This is a genomic window from Enterococcus sp. AZ156 (assembly GCF_051714165.1).
GTDB classification, from domain to species: Bacteria; Bacillota; Bacilli; order Lactobacillales; family Enterococcaceae; genus Enterococcus_B; species Enterococcus_B pernyi.
Map to the genome: position 1 here is coordinate 2,627,592 of NZ_JBIORI010000001.1, position 16,095 is coordinate 2,643,686.

Consider the following 16,095-nt stretch of genomic DNA (forward strand, 5'->3'; position numbering starts at 1 on the left):
ACTCTTATTTTATCATTTATTCATCGGTAAAGCGCTATTTTTTCTTTTATTTCTTGTTATTTAAAAAAAGTGGTTACTTAGGTAGATAAACTAACCAGATGTAAGTTAGTAATATTTTTATACGTGGATAATTCTTCGATCACTTCTGCATACGTCAATCCTTTTGGTAAATCGATCGTATAAACATTTTTATAAATACGGTAATCATCCACAAATTTTACATCAAAATTGACATCCTCGATCGTAATGTTTCTTTTTTCAAAATAATCATTCAAGAAATCCTTGGTTTCTTTTCGATGAATAAATTGGATCACTAATTTTTTCGTTGTTGGTACATGGATGATGCGCTTCACTACAGTCAAAGCAAACACAATACCGACGAAACTAGTGAGTGCAATGGCATAAAAACCCATTCCGATTGCAATACCCAATCCTGCGATTGCCCAAAGTGAGGCTGCGGTCGTTAACCCAGTCACTGATTGTTTCGTAACAATGATCGTACCTGCTCCTAAAAAGCCGACGCCACTGACAACTTGTGCAATCAAGCGAGCTTCATCTGAACGGAGGGTCCCAACTAATTCAGGATACTCTAATGCATTTCTCAACGCACCACTGGCAATTTCCACTTGGATCAAGGCAATAATACAAGCCCCCATACAAACCAAAATATGTGTACGCATCCCTGCTGGACGGTTTTTATATTGTCGCTCAAAACCAATTGCTCCGCCAAAAAGCAATGCGATACTCAATCGTATAATAATTTCTGGTATGGATAAAACCATATCCTCCATGAATATCCCCCCTCCTATCAAATATAGCACGACTAAAAAAAACAAACAAAATATAACTATTTTTTATGACCTAAAAAAAAGCCACTGTGCCAGATCATCTGATAAAAACCAGATGATCTCCAGTGACTGAAATCTTTTCTATTATAATTTGCTTGCTGCTGCTTCATCAACAATGACTATCACGTTATCATGATTTTGCAAAGCACTTGCTGGCATATCTGTGGTAACAGGTCCGTTGATCATTCCATTGATTGCTTCTGCTTTACTTTCGCCATAAGCCATCAAAACGATTTTTTTACCGTTTAGAATTGAGCCGATTCCCATAGAAACTGCTTTCGTTGGGACGTCTTCCACTTTATCAAAGAAACGTTTATTGGCATTAATTGTTGATTCAGTTAAATCGACAACACTTGTTTTTCCATCAAATGGAGCACCAGGCTCATTAAAACCGATGTGACCGTTTTGACCGATCCCTAAAATTTGGATATCGATTGGATGTTCTTCAATGATTTGGTCGTAGGATTGACAAGCTTGATCTAAATCAGCTGCTTTTCCATCAGGTACGAATGTTTCTTTAAATGGTTTCTTGTCAAATAATTCAACATTCATAAAATGGCGGTAGCTTTGATCATCTGAGCCACCTAGTCCAACATACTCATCCAAGTTAACAGAAGTCATGTTACTGAAATCCATGTCGCTTGAAGTCATTTCTTTATATAAAGTGATTGGCGTACTCCCTGTTGCTAAACCTAGAACTTTCGCACCATTTTCCATTCCATTTTTAATTATCTCAAAAGCTTTTTTTCCGCCTTCTTCAGCATTTTTCACACGAATGATTTCCATAACGATTACTCCTTTTGTTTTGGTATAGCCCAATTATAGCACCTTTATTTCAAAATGACAATATCTGTATAGACCAAATATGCCATAATTATCAAAATATTATTGATTTCATCAAAACGTAACTAAAAGTTCCAGAATCAAAAAAAACTATAAAAGTCATCCATCTCTAATGGCCTTCATAGTTTTTTTGTCAATTCATAGTACTATCCTTATTCCTATTTAGGACTCTAGTGATTGTTGGATGTTTTTTCTGCGAGTAGAGAAATAGTATTGAAAAATAAACGCGCACAATTGGAAAATCAGTCCCGTAACAGTCACACCTACCCAACCATAATGCTGCCACATCATTGAGCCTAATAAAGAGCCTGTTGCTCCACCGATAAAGTACATAAACATAAAAATCGTGTTGTTGCGGTTACTTGTTGCTTCGCCAAGACCTTGTACTCTGCTTTGATTCGCTACTTGCCCGAACTGGTTCCCAACATCTAATAAAATGATTGCAACTAATAGGACAGCAACATAATCACCAGCAATGAATAAGGCTAGGAAACTGATTGTCTGCATCACTAAGCCCATGCCAACGATTCTTCTTTCTGAATAACTATCCGCCAAGCGGCCCACGATCGGCGCAGCTACTGCTCCCGACAAACCAAAGATTGCCAAGATCCCTGCTTCAAAAGTTCCCCAACCATAGGCTGGACTACTGATATAAAAGATCAGCGTTGACCAAAAAAGCGAAAACGTTCCAAACATAAAAAAGCCATTGATTGCAGCTTCACGCAACAATCGTTGCTCTTTGACGAGTTTCGGTAAGCTTTTTAGTGAGGCAAGATAAGAGACTGTTGACTCTTTTTCCAACGTTCCTTGTGTTCTCGGTAATTTTAAATAGAGTAGCACAGTGAGCGCTCCAACTAGGCAAAGGGCAAATAGGTAAACACTACGCCAAGAAAACCAACTGGCAAGAAGTCCTGAAACAGTTCGAGAGAGCAAGATGCCCATTAGTAAACCACTCAATAAGATCCCCATGGTTTTTCCTCGCGCTGCTGGTCCTGCAAGTACGGCGCCGTAAGGAATAATGATTTGCGGAACGATCGATAGTAGACCAATCAAGAAAGAAGCAACTGCAAATAGAGCAAAGTTTGGTGCGAAAAAGGCTGCTAATAAGGATAGTGCAGATAATCCCGCCATGCGAATGATCAATTTAGGTCGATCGACAACATCCCCTAATGGAACTAAAAATAATAATCCTAATGCATAGCCTAACTGAGTCAGCATCGTCAACAAACCCACAGCACTCGTATTGACTGATAAATTTGCCGCTACTTTTGTGCCAATTGGTTGGATATAATACATATTTGCGACGACTACTCCACAGGTGATCGCTAATAATAAAATCAATGATTTCGAAAGCGGTGTTTGCTTATTCATTTCCATCGGATTCCCCCATTTCCTTTCTTAGTTTACAACTTCTTAGAATAATTGAAAACAGGGAGGCTCAAATAAAATAAATAAAGTTATTTAACTAAATGTTTTCTTCGATCTCGATAGATAATGACCACCAATACTGTTAAAACTAACACACTAGCGACCAAAACAAGTGCTTTTATATGTTCCCCATGAAACAATGCTTCTCCGCCACACGCATATAAAAGGGAAGATGGCACTACGCCGATAAGGATCGATAATAATAACTCACGAACCGAAAGATTTAAGGAGGTTGCGGCAAAGTTCACGACAGAAGACGGAATCACCGGTACCATATAGCCGATCATGACTCCTATTTTTGGATGCTTCATCCGACGTATTGCTTTGACCCAACGATTCTCTTTTTTACTATGATCCATAAAGGATAAATGTTGCATCAAAACGATCGATAAGATATTTCCAAGTGCATTGCCTGTTACATTGATAACTGTTCCTAGAAATGGACCATAACTTAGGCCGACGACCACACCGATCACAGAAGTAGGAATACCTGGCACCGCACACATCAAACTGATCAATAACGTCAAAATAAACGCAGCAGATACTCCGTGTGAACGAATTTCTCGCATCCATTCTTTGCGACTTGCCCGTGGATCTAGCAATAAGTGGATATCTGGTCGATACTCTAAATAAAGTTGATAGCCAACAAACAAAATCAGCAGTAATCCTAAACCAATCAGTGTATTACGTATATATTGCTTTTTCATAGCGACTTCTTCTCCTCCTCAGACTTACTCACTGTTAGTGTATCATTAGATGAGGAAACAGAACAAACGTGATACTTAAAATACCAGACTTTCAATCACTATTATTCTAAACATGCTGAAGGCAATACAATTCGCTCAAAAAATACCGGAACTACTCATGTTAAAGTTTCGGTTCATAATCATGAATAGAAAAGATTTAATTACTTTTATTTTGCAATAATTCACTGCTTTTAGTTTACCTTGGTGGCTTTAATATCTGGCTTTCTAATTTTTCATTTATTAATATTTCCTATTTCTTTCTACATCGTAAGAGGATTTTTTCGATTCATCAGACTTTACATCAGAGGATTTATTGTACATGAAGTCTATAGCTACGTTTAAATTCAATATTTGCCATTTTCATCACTGCTTTTATTGCTTCATCTGAAGAGTCGAATTCATACTTACTCTTTTCGAATCCCTCTTCAACTATTGTATATCGTTCTTGATCATAACTGATAAGTAAATAGCGATCTTTTTTTAACGTAAGAATTTTTAACTTAAAACAATCCTTCGATTTAAATTTTCTTTTCAAAAATTGCTTTAATTGCTTTTTACAAATCATGTTCATTTTACTAAGCCTCTACTTTCTTCATAGACTTAGTAATTCTGTGATTTTTATTGAATCGATGGACAAATCTATTTACTTCTTTATCAAATAATTCTTTTTTTAACGTTCGACTAATATAAAAAACTTGTACCTTCTTATCCTCTATCATAAAAGCAATTCGAAAATTTTCTTTTCCTAAGCGGATTTTCATTTCATAAATTGATTGTTTTACAGGTGTAACAACAAGTTTGATTCGATAAAAGTTGTGTGTCAAATACTCATTCACTTTATATAAGATTATTTCTTGATACCTTTTTGATTGATTCTCAGAAAATATATTCAGAATTTCTTTACTGACTTTAACTTCATATGTCATGCCTATCCCTTCTTACATATATTTTTAAAGTCTATCTATCCACACTTTCTCACTGATAACCTTTATGAAATTAAGCATGTGTTGTCCTTCTATTGCTTTGCCTGATTAAAGTTTCAATCATTTTCACTTTTCTATGATAGTGACATTTGCTTTTCCACAAGTTAATTCTTGTTCTAATATTGACTTTATTTGCAATGCACATTCTTTTGAAAATGGTTCAGCCTCTTCCCATGAACCTAATAATGGATAATTATGGCGTACCGTTTTAACATACTGTTTATTTTTTACTCCTCGCGTTTGGACTTCTACATAATACATAACTATACCTTCTTTGTTAAATTATTTATGTAAAGGCTACTCTTTCAAGCAGCTGAGAAAAAGTGGCAGAAAACACAGAGGCTCTGGTGAGACTAATTGAGGGTTGCAACAACAAGCCTTTTGTCCTAAAAGTTGGATAGAAGATCATGCACCACAACATAATTATAGTCTATAAAAACAAGGCTTTCTATTCGTTTTAATTATATATGTTATAAAAAATGCCATCCGAAGATGGTTAGCGCATAAGCTTTTACCTGTATTATAATTTTATAATTATTGATGACTTCTATTCACTTCAACCGCTTTAATATCAAGCTTTTAATATTACTAATAGTTTCTGTGCTTTAATGAAAATTACTATCATTTTTAGTTACTCCACCAAAGTATAGCTCAAAAATCCACCACTTTTTCAATCAAATAATCCTATGGAGGGGATAAACTATCAATTGTTGAGTTCTTCTACTCCTTTATGCAAATAAGCATATATAAGGGTTTTATTTTGAAGAATTTATGGCAACGTCCTATACTTAAATTATCAAATAAAAAGGACGTGAAGATAAATGTCAGATTTAGAACACAAAGAAGAAAAAGCTTTAGACAAAATTGTTGCTACAGTCAATAAACTGGATAAAGAATTAAATGAACTTGATACGTTATCTGAAAATCCAGAAAAAAAACACAACCTAAAAAAATGGTTAGTTGAACGTAAGGCGATTCATGAAATCAAAAAAATTCTTCATGAAGCTGATAAATACGAAAAATATGATGAAAAAGAACTTGATAAAGAATTTAAAGAAATTAATGATCTATTACAATAATCTGTTTAAACGACTCATTTTGAGTCGTTTTTTTTATACAAAAAAACGACCAGAACGAGTCTGGATAATAGTTGAGTTACAAGAAGATTGTACACGTACCCAAATTCCTTTTAGCTACCGTCATCTATCGCCAACTATATCTAATTACGAATAAGTTTTAGTAATATACTTGATGAACACCTTTCTTTTCTGCAACTCCTCATGGTCAAATGTTTTTTATGTTTTTACTTGTGTTGCTACGGTTTAGAACTAGAAATAAAAAGCATTTCAAAAAACAAAAAAAGGCTAAAAACCTTAATCAATAAGGTTTTTAGCCAATCAAAAATCAATAAAATTATTTAACTGTTACAGAAGCGCCAACTTCTTCAAGTTTAGCTTTTAATTCTTCAGCTTCTTCTTTAGAAACGCCTTCTTTAACTGGTGCAGGAGCGCCATCAACTACAGCTTTAGCTTCTTTCAAGCCTAAGCCAGTTGCTTCACGAACTGCTTTGATAACTTTAACTTTTTGGTCTCCAGCTGCAGTTAATTCTACAGTGAATTCAGTTTGTTCTTCAGCAGCAGCACCGCCACCAGCAGCAACTGCAGCTACAGGAGCAGCAGCAGATACGCCAAATTCTTCTTCAATAGCTTTAACTAGGTCGTTAAGTTCTAGGATAGTTGCTTCTTTTAACTCAGCAACGATGTTTTCAATGTTCAATGCCATTTTTGTTTCCTCCATTTTAAATGTTCTTTTTTTATTTATTGTTTATGCTATGCGGCGATTAAGCTGCATCTCCATCTTCTTTGTCTGCGACTGCTTTGACAGCGTAAGCCACGTTGCGGACTGGCGCTTGTAGTACAGATAGCAACATAGATAGAAGTCCTTCGCGGTTTGGCAATTTTGCCAATGCTGTGATTTCTTCCAATGTAGATACTTTACCTTCGATGATACCGCCTTTGATTTCTAATGCTTTTGCTTCTTTAGCAAATTCGTCCATGATTTTCGCTGGTGCTACTACATCTTCGTTACTGAATGCAACGGCTGTAGGGCCAGTGAAAACTTCGTCCATGCCTTCTAGGCCGGCTTTTTTCGCTGCACGTGAAAGGATTGAGTTTTTGATAACTTTCATTTCAACGTTAGCTTCACGAAGTTGTTTACGTAAGCGAGTTACTTCATCAACAGTTAATCCACGGTAGTCAACTACGACTACAGAAGCTGCTTCAGTAAATTTTGCACTTACTTCGTCAACGATTGCTGCTTTTTTTGCGATAATTGCTTCACTCATTTTTGAGTTTCACCTCCTGAATTTTGATGGAAGAGTTTTTTACGACTGAATCGTTTGTTCATCATCTAATCACTGCGTTCTTAGTGATTCTACTCGCTTGCGCTCGAAAGGAGACTCCTTTCGCTCAACTCAATGAGTATTGTTCATCATCTAATCTCTTCGTTCTTAGTGATTCACAACAAAAAACTCTATGCCACCGTAGACATAGAGGGACTATTGAATATATTCAATAAACGTCCTCGGTAGGAAATTAAGGCTACGCCACCTACTGTCTTCGGTACAAGTTAATTATTAACCTCAACTAGCTTAGCACGCTAAACTAGTTGAGTCAAGAATTATTTTTCAGTTGGATCAATCAACGTTCTAATCGTTGGATTAGAAAGAAGCTTGGTCTACATGGATACCAGGTCCAAATGTTGTTGTTACAGTAATGTTTTTCATGTATTGACCTTTAGCTGCAGATGGTTTAGCTTTCACTAATACATCATGGATCGCAGCAAAGTTTTCAACTAATTTTTCGTTGTCGAAAGAAACTTTACCGATTGGTACGTGGATGTTTCCAGCTTTGTCAACGCGGTAAGTTACTTTACCAGCTTTTACTTCGTTGATTGCTTTTGTTACGTCCATTGTTACAGTACCAGTTTTAGGGTTTGGCATTAAGCCTTTAGGTCCTAATACACGTCCTAGACGACCAACAGTAGCCATCATGTCAGGTGTTGCAACAACTACGTCAAAGTCAAACCATCCGTTTTGGATTTTTTGAACCATGTCGTCGTCACCAACGAAGTCTGCACCAGCTGCTTCAGCTTCTTTTGCTTTGTCTCCTTTAGCAAATACTAAAACAGTTTGTGTTTTACCAGTTCCGTTTGGTAATACAACAGCTCCACGAATTTGTTGGTCTGCTTTTTTAGGGTCTACGTTTAGACGGTATGCAACTTCAACTGTTGCATCAAATTTTGCAATGTTTGTTTCTTTCGCTAATGCTACTGCTTCAGCGACAGAATAAACTTTACTTGAATCCACTTTTTTCAATGCTTCTTGCATTTTTTTGCTCTTTTTAGCCATTTTGGTTCCTCCTTGATTGTGGTTATAACGGTTGTACCTCCCACGTGTCCTATACCTTTCAATACAGGGCCAACTGAGAAGCTACTTTCTTAGGGTGTAGATTATTCTACAGTGATCCCCATGCTTCGTGCAGTTCCTTCAACCATGCGCATTGCTGCTTCAACGTTAGCTGCGTTTAGGTCTTCCATTTTTAATTCAGCGATTTCTTTTACTTGATCGCTAGAAACTTTAGCAACTTTATTTTTGTTTGGTTCGCCTGAACCTTTTTCGATTTTTGCTGCTTTTTTCAATAATACTGCAGCTGGTGGTGTTTTTGTAACGAATGTGAATGAACGGTCTTCGTATACAGAAATCACAACTGGAATGATCAAACCTGCTTGATCAGCTGTACGAGCATTGAATTCTTTTGTGAATCCCATGATATTGATACCCGCTTGACCTAGTGCAGGACCTACTGGGGGAGCTGGAGTTGCTTTACCTGCAGGAATTTGCAATTTAACGATTTTTTCTACTTTCTTTGCCACGAGACATACCTCCTTAAGTCCGTGATGTGGTTAATTGGAGATGCATATTTCTCCTCCCACGTATTGTCAGTTGATCTTAAAACCAATTGACATATCATGTACATAACGAATGCACACTGATACAGTATAGCAAATTTTTCTCTTTTTTCAACAATTTTTTCTGATTATTTTCACCTTTATCCAAAAAAAAGCTAAATATCTGGTTAAAACGTGAAGAAATCTCTTTATAAATCGCTTATTTATGCTAAACTTACGCCTGTATGAACCTAATACATATTATATATAACAAATAAGTTCTTCTATTCTAATGAGGTGAAATAATGAAAGATCTAAAATACAGAAGTGTATTTGATATTATTGGTCCTGTCATGATTGGACCGAGCAGTTCGCATACTGCTGGAGCAGCAAGAATCGGAAAGATCGTCCGTAGTATTTTTGGTGATCAACCAGATTCTGTTGACATCTACCTATATGAGTCTTTTGCCAAAACCTATCGTGGACATGGTACTGATATTGCCTTAGTTGGAGGATTATTAGGCATGGAACCTGATGATTCTCGTTTAGCAGATTCGTTAAGGTTGGCTCATGAAGCAGGTATGGAAGTATTATTCGTACCTAAAAGTGAAAAAGCCGATCATCCTAATTCCGTCAAAATGTTGTTGAAAAAAGGCAGTCGAAAGCTTTCGGTTACAGGCATCTCAATTGGTGGGGGTAACATCCAGATTTCTGAATTGAACGGCTTCAAGATTTCATTAAGCATGGGAACACCAACCTTGATCATCGTCCACCAAGACGTTCCTGGCATGATTGCTAAAGTCACCAATATTCTTTCAGAAACCAACACCAATATCGGTACAATGACAGTTACTCGTGAGTCAAAAGGCGAAAATGCCATTATGATCATGGAAGTGGACGATCCTCAAGTAGAAGATACCGTAAAAAAACTAAAACAGTTACCAAATATTGACAGTGTCAATTATTTCGAGTAAAGGAGCAGACGAGGTATGTTTTTATCAATTGAAGAATTAGTCCAACAAGCACAAGACTACCCTAGCGTTGCCGAATTGATGATCGCAGTTGAGATGGAGATGAGCGGTCGTTCTCGTGAGCAGATCATCAAGATCATGGAAAAGAATCTACTCGTGATGGAACAATCTATCGCAGAAGGAAATGCCGGCGTAACTTCTGTCACAGGAATTACTGGCGGCGATGCCAAAAAGATGGACAACTATCTTTCTAACGCTGATTTTCTTAGTGGCGAAACAATCTTGAACGCGGTTCGTAATGCGATTGCTGTGAACGAAGTCAATGCCAAAATGGGATTGATCTGCGCAACGCCTACTGCGGGCAGCGCAGGAGTTGTCCCAGGTGTCTTGATGGCCGTACGTGATCGTTTGCAATTAACCCATGAACAACAACTCGACTTCTTATTTACAGCTGGCGCTTTTGGCTTGGTCATTGCAAACAACGCATCAATCAGCGGGGCTGAAGGTGGCTGTCAGGCAGAAGTTGGATCGGCGAGTGCGATGGCTTCGGCTGCCTTGGTTTGTGCGAAAAACGGCACAGCTCACCAAGCCGCCCAAGCGGTGGCAATCACGCTTAAAAATATGATGGGTTTGATCTGCGATCCTGTAGCTGGTCTCGTCGAAGTCCCTTGCGTTAAAAGAAATGCTTTAGGTTCGTCACAAGCATTCATCTCAGCTGATATGGCTTTAGCTGGCATCGAAAGCGTGATCCCACCTGATGAAGTAGTCGCTGCCATGTACCAAGTGGGCAGACAAATGCCTTCGATTTTCAAAGAAACAGCAGAAGGCGGACTTGCAGTGACACCTACCGCGAAACGACTAACGAAAGAAATCTTAGAAAAACAATCATAGTTACTTCTTATATCAAAAGCTGAATCAGACAATGCACAAAAATTCGTTATCGCCAAAGATATGCCGAATAACCATGGCAGCAAATTTGCTGCCATGGTTATTCGGTTTGTTTCTTACATCCTCTGCTTTGCTTCAAACACAAATTGCCCCATTTGTTCATAGAGATCCGCTTTGATTTGTTTAAAATCATGATGGACTAACTGATGATCACGTACGAGTTGTCTGCCATCCACCCATACATGGGCCACATTGGAAGCATTCGCTGAATAAACTAAGGCAGAATATGGATCAAAAATCGGAAACATATTCACAGACTGCGTCTCAACTACAATAAAATCTGCCTTGTTCCCTACAACAAGCTGACCAGTCTCTTTAAAATCTAACAATTCCGCCCCACCTCTAGTGGCTAAACGGACAATTTCCTTCGCTGGGAAAAGCGCACGATCTTTTTCAAAGGTTTTATGGAAATTGGCAAAGAGCTTCATTTGTGCAAAGAGGTCTAAAGTGTTGCCACTACTTGGACCGTCTGTACCTAACCCGACAGTTAACCCCGCAGACAGCATGGCTTTAACTGGTGCTATACCTTTCGCTGATTTTGTGTTCGCGCCGATACAGTGCGCAATTCCGACTTGCTCTCCTGCTGTAGCGACCAAGGCAATATCTGCTTCTGTCATATGGATACAATGGGCCATGATCAACGGTCTGTTCATAAAACCTAAGTCTTTTAATAACTCGAATGGCGTTTGTTGATACTGCTTCACTAATTCCTGCATTTCATAGTCCATTTCTGCCACATGCAAGGTGATCGGCACATCGAATCGTTCACTCAATTCAACTGTCCGCTTCAGCCCTTCATAGGTATTGGTATTCGGCGCATGAGGAGCCAACGCAGGCGTAATCAATGGATGATCTTTCCACTTTGGCAGGAATGTCTCACAATAAGTCAAGCCGCCAGAAGGCTCTACATTATCACACACAGGCATATCAATGATCGTTTCACCAAGAATCGCACGAATCTTAAACTGATCACATACTTGCGCGACTTGATCTTCAAAATAATACATGTCACAAAAAGCTGTCACACCACTAAGCAACATTTCACTAATTGCATATGCTGTACTTGCTGCCACTAGCTCTGGCGTCATGAACGCTTCTAATGGAAATAAGAACCGTCGTAACCGATCTGGCACATCGTCTCCTAAAGATCGAAAAGGAATCATCCCAGCATGGGTATGTGTATTCACAAAACCTGGCAACAAGATGCCGCCTGCTCCATCGATGACTTCCTCCGCAGAAGCTATCCCTTCCTGCCATTCTCCTATCTCAATGATACGATTTTCTTCAATCCGTACATACCCGTTTTTGTATTCAGTCAGTTGATCATCCATCGTTAGAACGTGGACATTTTTTATCAGTGTACTCATAACAAAACACCATCACTTGGAAAAACCAGCGGATAAAATTCCTGTGTTTTCGTATTCATCATTCCTTTATCTGTCATTTTGATTGCAGGTGAAACTGGTAGTGACAACGTAGAAAACGACATGATCTCATTCATGTTTTTATAGCCTAGATTTTGCATTTCTCTACGCACAGTTTTTAAGTCTTGGCCTAACTCTTCAATTGGCGCTTGTGAAACGATCCCGCCAATCGGTAGCGGGCAAGTTGCTGTTAATTTGCCCTCTTTAACTACCACATAGCCACCTTGTAATTCCAACAATTTTTGCTGAGCCAGCAGAATGTCTTGGCAGTTATTCCCCATCACCATCACGTTATGATGATCATGCGCCCAAGTCGTCGCAATACTTCCTGGTTTTGAAATGGGTTCTTCCATCAAAGCATACGCCACATTGCCATTCTTTCCATAACGTTCCATCACGAGCAATAAGGCGCAATCTGAATTTTCCCAATCGAGGTACCCATCTTTCACCGGAATTTTCTTCGTGATCCGTTCTGTAAATGTACCAACCTCATGTTTACGAATAACATTACAACGAACACTTGCCAAATCCGTTTTGACTGGCAACCTTAGATCGTCTAAAGAAAGCTTTTTACAATGGACCGTTTGACTGTATGAAGTAGGAAATTGTTCGATTTTTTCTGGATAAGTGATCGCCTTACCTTGCCTGTAGACTTCTTTGCCCGATTTAAAGACCGCAGAAATAGCGAATGTGGATAAATCATCTAACAAAATAAAATCAGCCATTCGTCCAGGTCCAATCAATCCACGATCATTCAAACCCATTCTACGTGCAGGCGTATAAGTCGTCATATAGATTGCTTGTTCGATCGGCACCCCCGCCTCTACTGCCTTTTTCAAATTTTCATTTAAGTGACCAGTGAGTAAATCGTCTGCCATCACATCATCAGTGATGAGACAAGCATAGTCATAATATTCATTTTCTGTGATCACCGCCATATTTTCCGGTGTGATCGACTTGTTTTGGAATTGGATGAACATGCCGTTCTCAATTTTTTCTGCTAAGGATTCCGGAAACTGATGCGTATGATCAGAAGAAATCCCGCTATACATAAATGCTGCCAATTCTTCTTCGTAAATTTTAGGACAATGTCCTTCTAACGGCATGGTCGGACGTTTTTCTTTACATAGGTCAATAATTTGGCGAATCAGCGAAGTTGGTTCATGGGCAATGCCGTGAAAATTCATGGCTTCGCCTAAACAAATCACTTTTGGATTGTCTAACAACTTTTCTGTTTCAGCTAACCCAATGATGCCACCGGTAGTTTCTAGTTCAGGTGTAGTGGAAGGAACGGACGATGGGATTGCATGGAAAATATCTAATTCCGTTTCTGCAGCCATAAATTCAGTCAACCCTTCAAGCCCAAAAACATTTGCCATCTCATGCGCATCCGCAATCACTGTAGTCACACCAAATGGTAAAACGGCCTTTGAAAAAATACTTGGCGTAGTCATTGAACTCTCAATGTGCATGTGGCTGTCAATCAAGCCAGGAATCATGTATTTCCCTCGGCCATCAATTTCTTGAAGGATCTCCAAGTGACTCAGATCCTTTGTTGTGATGTAATAAAATTTTTCACCGCTGACTGTGACATGTTTCTTCTCAAAACATTGTTTGGCTGTGTTATACACTTGTGCATCTCTAATCAGTAAGTCAATCTTCACATTTTTCCCTCACTTTTATTGTCCTTAGACAAGAATAGGGGGCTGTGCGCTTCCGACACAACCACCCCAATGTTTATTTTTTCAATGATTTCCCGTTATAGGAAAATGTTTATTGGTTGATCAAACGATTCCAACGATCGATCCAGTCAGTCATTTGACTATTCACGAAATCAAAGTCAATATTTTTTGCGCGATCAGCAACTGCCCCATACGTCATATTACCAGCTTCTTCTTCACTCAACTCCACTTTATCATTCGTCGGTGCTTCATTTAATGAAAGTGCCTTTGTTTTTTGTGATTCTTCGCTAATTCTATAGTTGATGAATGAGTAAGCCAATTCTTTATTCGCTGCTTCTTTTGGAATATTGATCGTGTTGTAGTTCGCATATGTGCCACTTTCTGGTACAACATACTCGATCGTATCAGAATCTCCTTTGACGATATCATAAGCAAAATCCATCACGATCGCTGCTTCGATTTCTCCTGCTTGGAACATGTTTGCTAAGTCAGAAGATCTTGCATAGGTCTTAACGATATTTGGTTTCAATTCTTCTAAGGCTTCAAATGCTGCCTCACCATTGTCATCTTCAATCGCTACACCCGCATGATCACTTGCAATATACATCATCAAAGGACCGGCAGTCGTAGTAATTTCCGGGATCGAGATTTTTCCTTCTAATGCTGAATCCCAAAGATCTGACCAGCTAGTAATTTCTTTTCCAACTTTTTCTCTGTCGTAAACGATACCTACACTGTTTACAGCAATCGGAACACCCGCACCACTATCAAAGACTTCCTTCGCTCCTTCAGTTAAGTCCGCTAAATTCGGGATTTTTGATTCATCTAGTTTTTCAAATAATTCTTGAGAAGCGCCATCCGCTGAGTTCGCTTGCGCTAACTCAATCACGTCGATTCCTCTAGGATTACTGATTAATTTGTTGAAGCGATCGCCACTGTTCCCTAGATCCATTGTGATCTTCGCATCGAATTCTTTTTCAAAAGGATCCATTACATCGCTTTTCACGATATCTTCACTTAAACCAAATGTTGATACAACTAGATCTTTTGACTCTTTCGCTTCGGATGAATTAGTTTCAGATCCTCCACCGCAAGCTGTCAATACAAACATACTCGCTAAAACTACTGAACTTACTAGAAAGCCTTTTTTCACTGATTTTTCCCCTTTTCTTTGCTTATTTATCTTCCAAAAGAACGATTTTATCTTTTGGGAAATGCAGGTTGATTTGATCCCCTGCTTGGTAAATTTGTTTATCCGTACCGTTTACTAAGAACTTACCTAAAGCCGTTGTCACTTCATACTGGTAACTTTTCCCTAAAAATGTTCTGACTTTCACTTCACCTTTTACAACGTTATGTGTCGCATCAGAGGCAATCTCGATATCTTCGGGACGGATCGTCGCTACTAATCGTTCTGCTATCGGTTGCTCATAAGATGTCTCAATGACATTCCCTGCTGCTTGATAGCGGATGCCTTCGATTGGTTCAACTGGAAAGAAATTTTCAAAACCGATAAAATGTGCAACAAAACGAGTTTTGGGATGCCGATAGATTGTTTCCGGTGTATCATATTGCTCGATAACGCCATTATTCATGACCGCGACTTTATCCGAGATCGAAAAGCATTCTTCTTGATCGTGGGTCACAAAAACTGTTGTGATACCAAGTTGTTGTTGAATACGTTTGATCTCGATCCGCATTTGGACACGTAGTTTAGCGTCTAAATTACTTAATGGTTCGTCTAAGAGTAGTAACTTAGGTTCAATAACCAATGCTCGAGCCAATGCCACTCGTTGACGTTGCCCACCTGATAGTTGTTTCGGGTAACGATCACCCAACTGTTCTAAGCCACAGATTGCTAACATATCTGCTACTTTCTTGGCGATATCCGCTTTATTTTCTTTACGCAATTTCAAACCGAAAGCAACATTCTCAGCAATCGTTAGATGAGGAAACAACGCATAGCTCTGAAATACCATACCAAAATTACGTTTATGCACAGGAACTTTCACTAATTCTTGATTTTCCAGAACAAAAGAGCCCTCATTCGGCGAAATCAATCCAGCAATCACACGTAGCGTCGTTGTTTTACCACAACCACTGGGGCCTAATAAAGAAACTAGCTCTCCTTTTTCCATTGAAATAGACAAATCTTCTAATATATTTTGTTTTCCGTCATAACTCACACGGATATTGTTCAAATTTACAAAACTCACGGTTCTCCCCCTCATAGTTTCCAGTCATTCTCAAGTACGGTTCGATTTCTTCACTCAA

The 16,095-nt window shown here is 38.6% G+C and carries 17 protein-coding genes and 1 other annotated feature; of the genes, 3 read left to right on the forward strand and 14 right to left on the reverse strand.

Annotated features, from left to right (window positions below; translation table 11 throughout):
• Positions 1–77: 77 nt before the first annotated feature.
• The 6 genes from IGJ95_RS12475 to IGJ95_RS12500 form a co-directional block, all read right to left on the reverse strand.
• Complete coding sequence (locus IGJ95_RS12475; protein ID WP_010734293.1) at positions 78–791, reverse strand: MgtC/SapB family protein; 714 nt, start codon at positions 789–791, stop codon at positions 78–80.
• Positions 792–932: 141 nt separating this feature from the next.
• Positions 933–1,634: a glucosamine-6-phosphate deaminase gene (nagB, locus tag IGJ95_RS12480; protein WP_153830521.1), complete on the reverse strand. Its 702-nt coding sequence runs from the start codon at positions 1,632–1,634 to the stop codon at positions 933–935.
• A 219-nt stretch (positions 1,635–1,853) separates the two neighbouring features.
• Positions 1,854–3,068, reverse strand: coding sequence for an MFS transporter (locus IGJ95_RS12485; RefSeq protein ID WP_153830522.1), 1,215 nt, complete (start codon positions 3,066–3,068; stop codon positions 1,854–1,856).
• Between the two features lie 80 nt (positions 3,069–3,148).
• Positions 3,149–3,826: a TVP38/TMEM64 family protein gene (locus IGJ95_RS12490; protein WP_010734290.1), complete on the reverse strand. Its 678-nt coding sequence runs from the start codon at positions 3,824–3,826 to the stop codon at positions 3,149–3,151.
• 614 nt (positions 3,827–4,440) lie between these two features.
• Complete coding sequence (locus tag IGJ95_RS12495; protein WP_010734288.1) at positions 4,441–4,791, reverse strand: hypothetical protein; 351 nt, start codon at positions 4,789–4,791, stop codon at positions 4,441–4,443.
• Between the two features lie 123 nt (positions 4,792–4,914).
• Positions 4,915–5,109: a hypothetical protein gene (locus tag IGJ95_RS12500; protein ID WP_019722298.1), complete on the reverse strand. Its 195-nt coding sequence runs from the start codon at positions 5,107–5,109 to the stop codon at positions 4,915–4,917.
• 560 nt (positions 5,110–5,669) lie between these two features.
• Here IGJ95_RS12500 and IGJ95_RS12505 point away from each other — a divergent pair.
• Positions 5,670–5,927 (forward strand): hypothetical protein, encoded by a 258-nt coding sequence (locus IGJ95_RS12505; protein ID WP_010734286.1) that lies wholly within the window; start codon positions 5,670–5,672, stop codon positions 5,925–5,927.
• Between the two features lie 334 nt (positions 5,928–6,261).
• On the opposite strand, the gene rplL is transcribed toward IGJ95_RS12505, so the two are convergent.
• The 4 genes from rplL to rplK form a co-directional block, all read right to left on the reverse strand.
• Entirely contained in the window at positions 6,262–6,630 is a 369-nt protein-coding gene (gene rplL, locus IGJ95_RS12510; protein ID WP_010734285.1) for a 50S ribosomal protein L7/L12, read from the reverse strand.
• A 58-nt stretch (positions 6,631–6,688) separates the two neighbouring features.
• On the reverse strand, positions 6,689–7,192 hold the full coding sequence (gene rplJ / locus IGJ95_RS12515) for a 50S ribosomal protein L10 (protein WP_010734284.1): 504 nt from the start codon (positions 7,190–7,192) through the stop codon (positions 6,689–6,691).
• A gap of 170 nt (positions 7,193–7,362) precedes the next feature.
• Positions 7,363–7,488 (reverse strand) — a sequence feature (ribosomal protein L10 leader region).
• Between the two features lie 79 nt (positions 7,489–7,567).
• On the reverse strand, positions 7,568–8,257 hold the full coding sequence (rplA, locus tag IGJ95_RS12520) for a 50S ribosomal protein L1 (protein WP_010734283.1): 690 nt from the start codon (positions 8,255–8,257) through the stop codon (positions 7,568–7,570).
• 101 nt (positions 8,258–8,358) lie between these two features.
• A complete protein-coding gene (gene rplK, locus IGJ95_RS12525) occupies positions 8,359–8,781 on the reverse strand; it encodes a 50S ribosomal protein L11 (RefSeq protein ID WP_010734282.1) in 423 nt (140 codons plus the stop codon).
• 320 nt (positions 8,782–9,101) lie between these two features.
• On the opposite strand from rplK, the gene sdaAB reads away from it, so the two are divergent.
• Positions 9,102–9,770 carry an L-serine ammonia-lyase, iron-sulfur-dependent subunit beta gene (sdaAB, locus tag IGJ95_RS12530; RefSeq protein ID WP_010734281.1) on the forward strand — a complete coding sequence of 223 codons (669 nt, stop codon included), beginning with the start codon at positions 9,102–9,104 and terminating at the stop codon, positions 9,768–9,770.
• A 15-nt stretch (positions 9,771–9,785) separates the two neighbouring features.
• Positions 9,786–10,658, forward strand: coding sequence for an L-serine ammonia-lyase, iron-sulfur-dependent, subunit alpha (gene sdaAA / locus IGJ95_RS12535; protein WP_153830524.1), 873 nt, complete (start codon positions 9,786–9,788; stop codon positions 10,656–10,658).
• Positions 10,659–10,771: 113 nt separating this feature from the next.
• Here sdaAA and IGJ95_RS12540 read toward each other — a convergent pair whose 3' ends face one another.
• From IGJ95_RS12540 to IGJ95_RS12555, 4 genes are all read right to left on the reverse strand, one after another.
• Positions 10,772–12,082, reverse strand: coding sequence for an amidohydrolase (locus tag IGJ95_RS12540; protein ID WP_153830525.1), 1,311 nt, complete (start codon positions 12,080–12,082; stop codon positions 10,772–10,774).
• A complete protein-coding gene (locus IGJ95_RS12545; RefSeq protein WP_062806143.1) occupies positions 12,079–13,803 on the reverse strand; it encodes an adenine deaminase C-terminal domain-containing protein in 1,725 nt (574 codons plus the stop codon). Before IGJ95_RS12545 ends, IGJ95_RS12540 begins: the two co-directional genes overlap by 4 nt.
• A 109-nt stretch (positions 13,804–13,912) precedes the next feature.
• The gene (locus tag IGJ95_RS12550) at positions 13,913–14,974 is read right to left on the reverse strand and encodes an ABC transporter substrate-binding protein (RefSeq protein WP_023520403.1); all 1,062 of its coding nucleotides are present in this window, start codon (positions 14,972–14,974) and stop codon (positions 13,913–13,915) included.
• A 22-nt stretch (positions 14,975–14,996) separates the two neighbouring features.
• Positions 14,997–16,037: an ABC transporter ATP-binding protein gene (locus tag IGJ95_RS12555; RefSeq protein ID WP_438762031.1), complete on the reverse strand. Its 1,041-nt coding sequence runs from the start codon at positions 16,035–16,037 to the stop codon at positions 14,997–14,999.
• Positions 16,038–16,095 lie beyond the last annotated feature (58 nt).

Bases quoted from the DNA above. Each gene is read 5' to 3' on its own strand.
- IGJ95_RS12500 (WP_019722298.1), bottom strand. From the start codon at position 5,109: ATGTATTATGTAGAAGTCCAAACGCGAGGAGTAAAAAATAAACAGTAT.
- IGJ95_RS12490 (WP_010734290.1), bottom strand. From the start codon at position 3,826: ATGAAAAAGCAATATATACGTAATACACTGATTGGTTTAGGATTACTG.
- sdaAA (WP_153830524.1), top strand. From the start codon at position 9,786: ATGTTTTTATCAATTGAAGAATTAGTCCAACAAGCACAAGACTACCCT.
- IGJ95_RS12485 (WP_153830522.1), bottom strand. From the start codon at position 3,068: ATGGAAATGAATAAGCAAACACCGCTTTCGAAATCATTGATTTTATTA.
- sdaAB (WP_010734281.1), top strand. From the start codon at position 9,102: ATGAAAGATCTAAAATACAGAAGTGTATTTGATATTATTGGTCCTGTC.
- IGJ95_RS12495 (WP_010734288.1), bottom strand. From the start codon at position 4,791: ATGACATATGAAGTTAAAGTCAGTAAAGAAATTCTGAATATATTTTCT.
- IGJ95_RS12540 (WP_153830525.1), bottom strand. From the start codon at position 12,082: ATGAGTACACTGATAAAAAATGTCCACGTTCTAACGATGGATGATCAA.
- IGJ95_RS12475 (WP_010734293.1), bottom strand. From the start codon at position 791: ATGGAGGATATGGTTTTATCCATACCAGAAATTATTATACGATTGAGT.
- nagB (WP_153830521.1), bottom strand. From the start codon at position 1,634: ATGGAAATCATTCGTGTGAAAAATGCTGAAGAAGGCGGAAAAAAAGCT.
- rplJ (WP_010734284.1), bottom strand. From the start codon at position 7,192: ATGAGTGAAGCAATTATCGCAAAAAAAGCAGCAATCGTTGACGAAGTA.
- rplA (WP_010734283.1), bottom strand. From the start codon at position 8,257: ATGGCTAAAAAGAGCAAAAAAATGCAAGAAGCATTGAAAAAAGTGGAT.
- rplL (WP_010734285.1), bottom strand. From the start codon at position 6,630: ATGGCATTGAACATTGAAAACATCGTTGCTGAGTTAAAAGAAGCAACT.
- IGJ95_RS12505 (WP_010734286.1), top strand. From the start codon at position 5,670: ATGTCAGATTTAGAACACAAAGAAGAAAAAGCTTTAGACAAAATTGTT.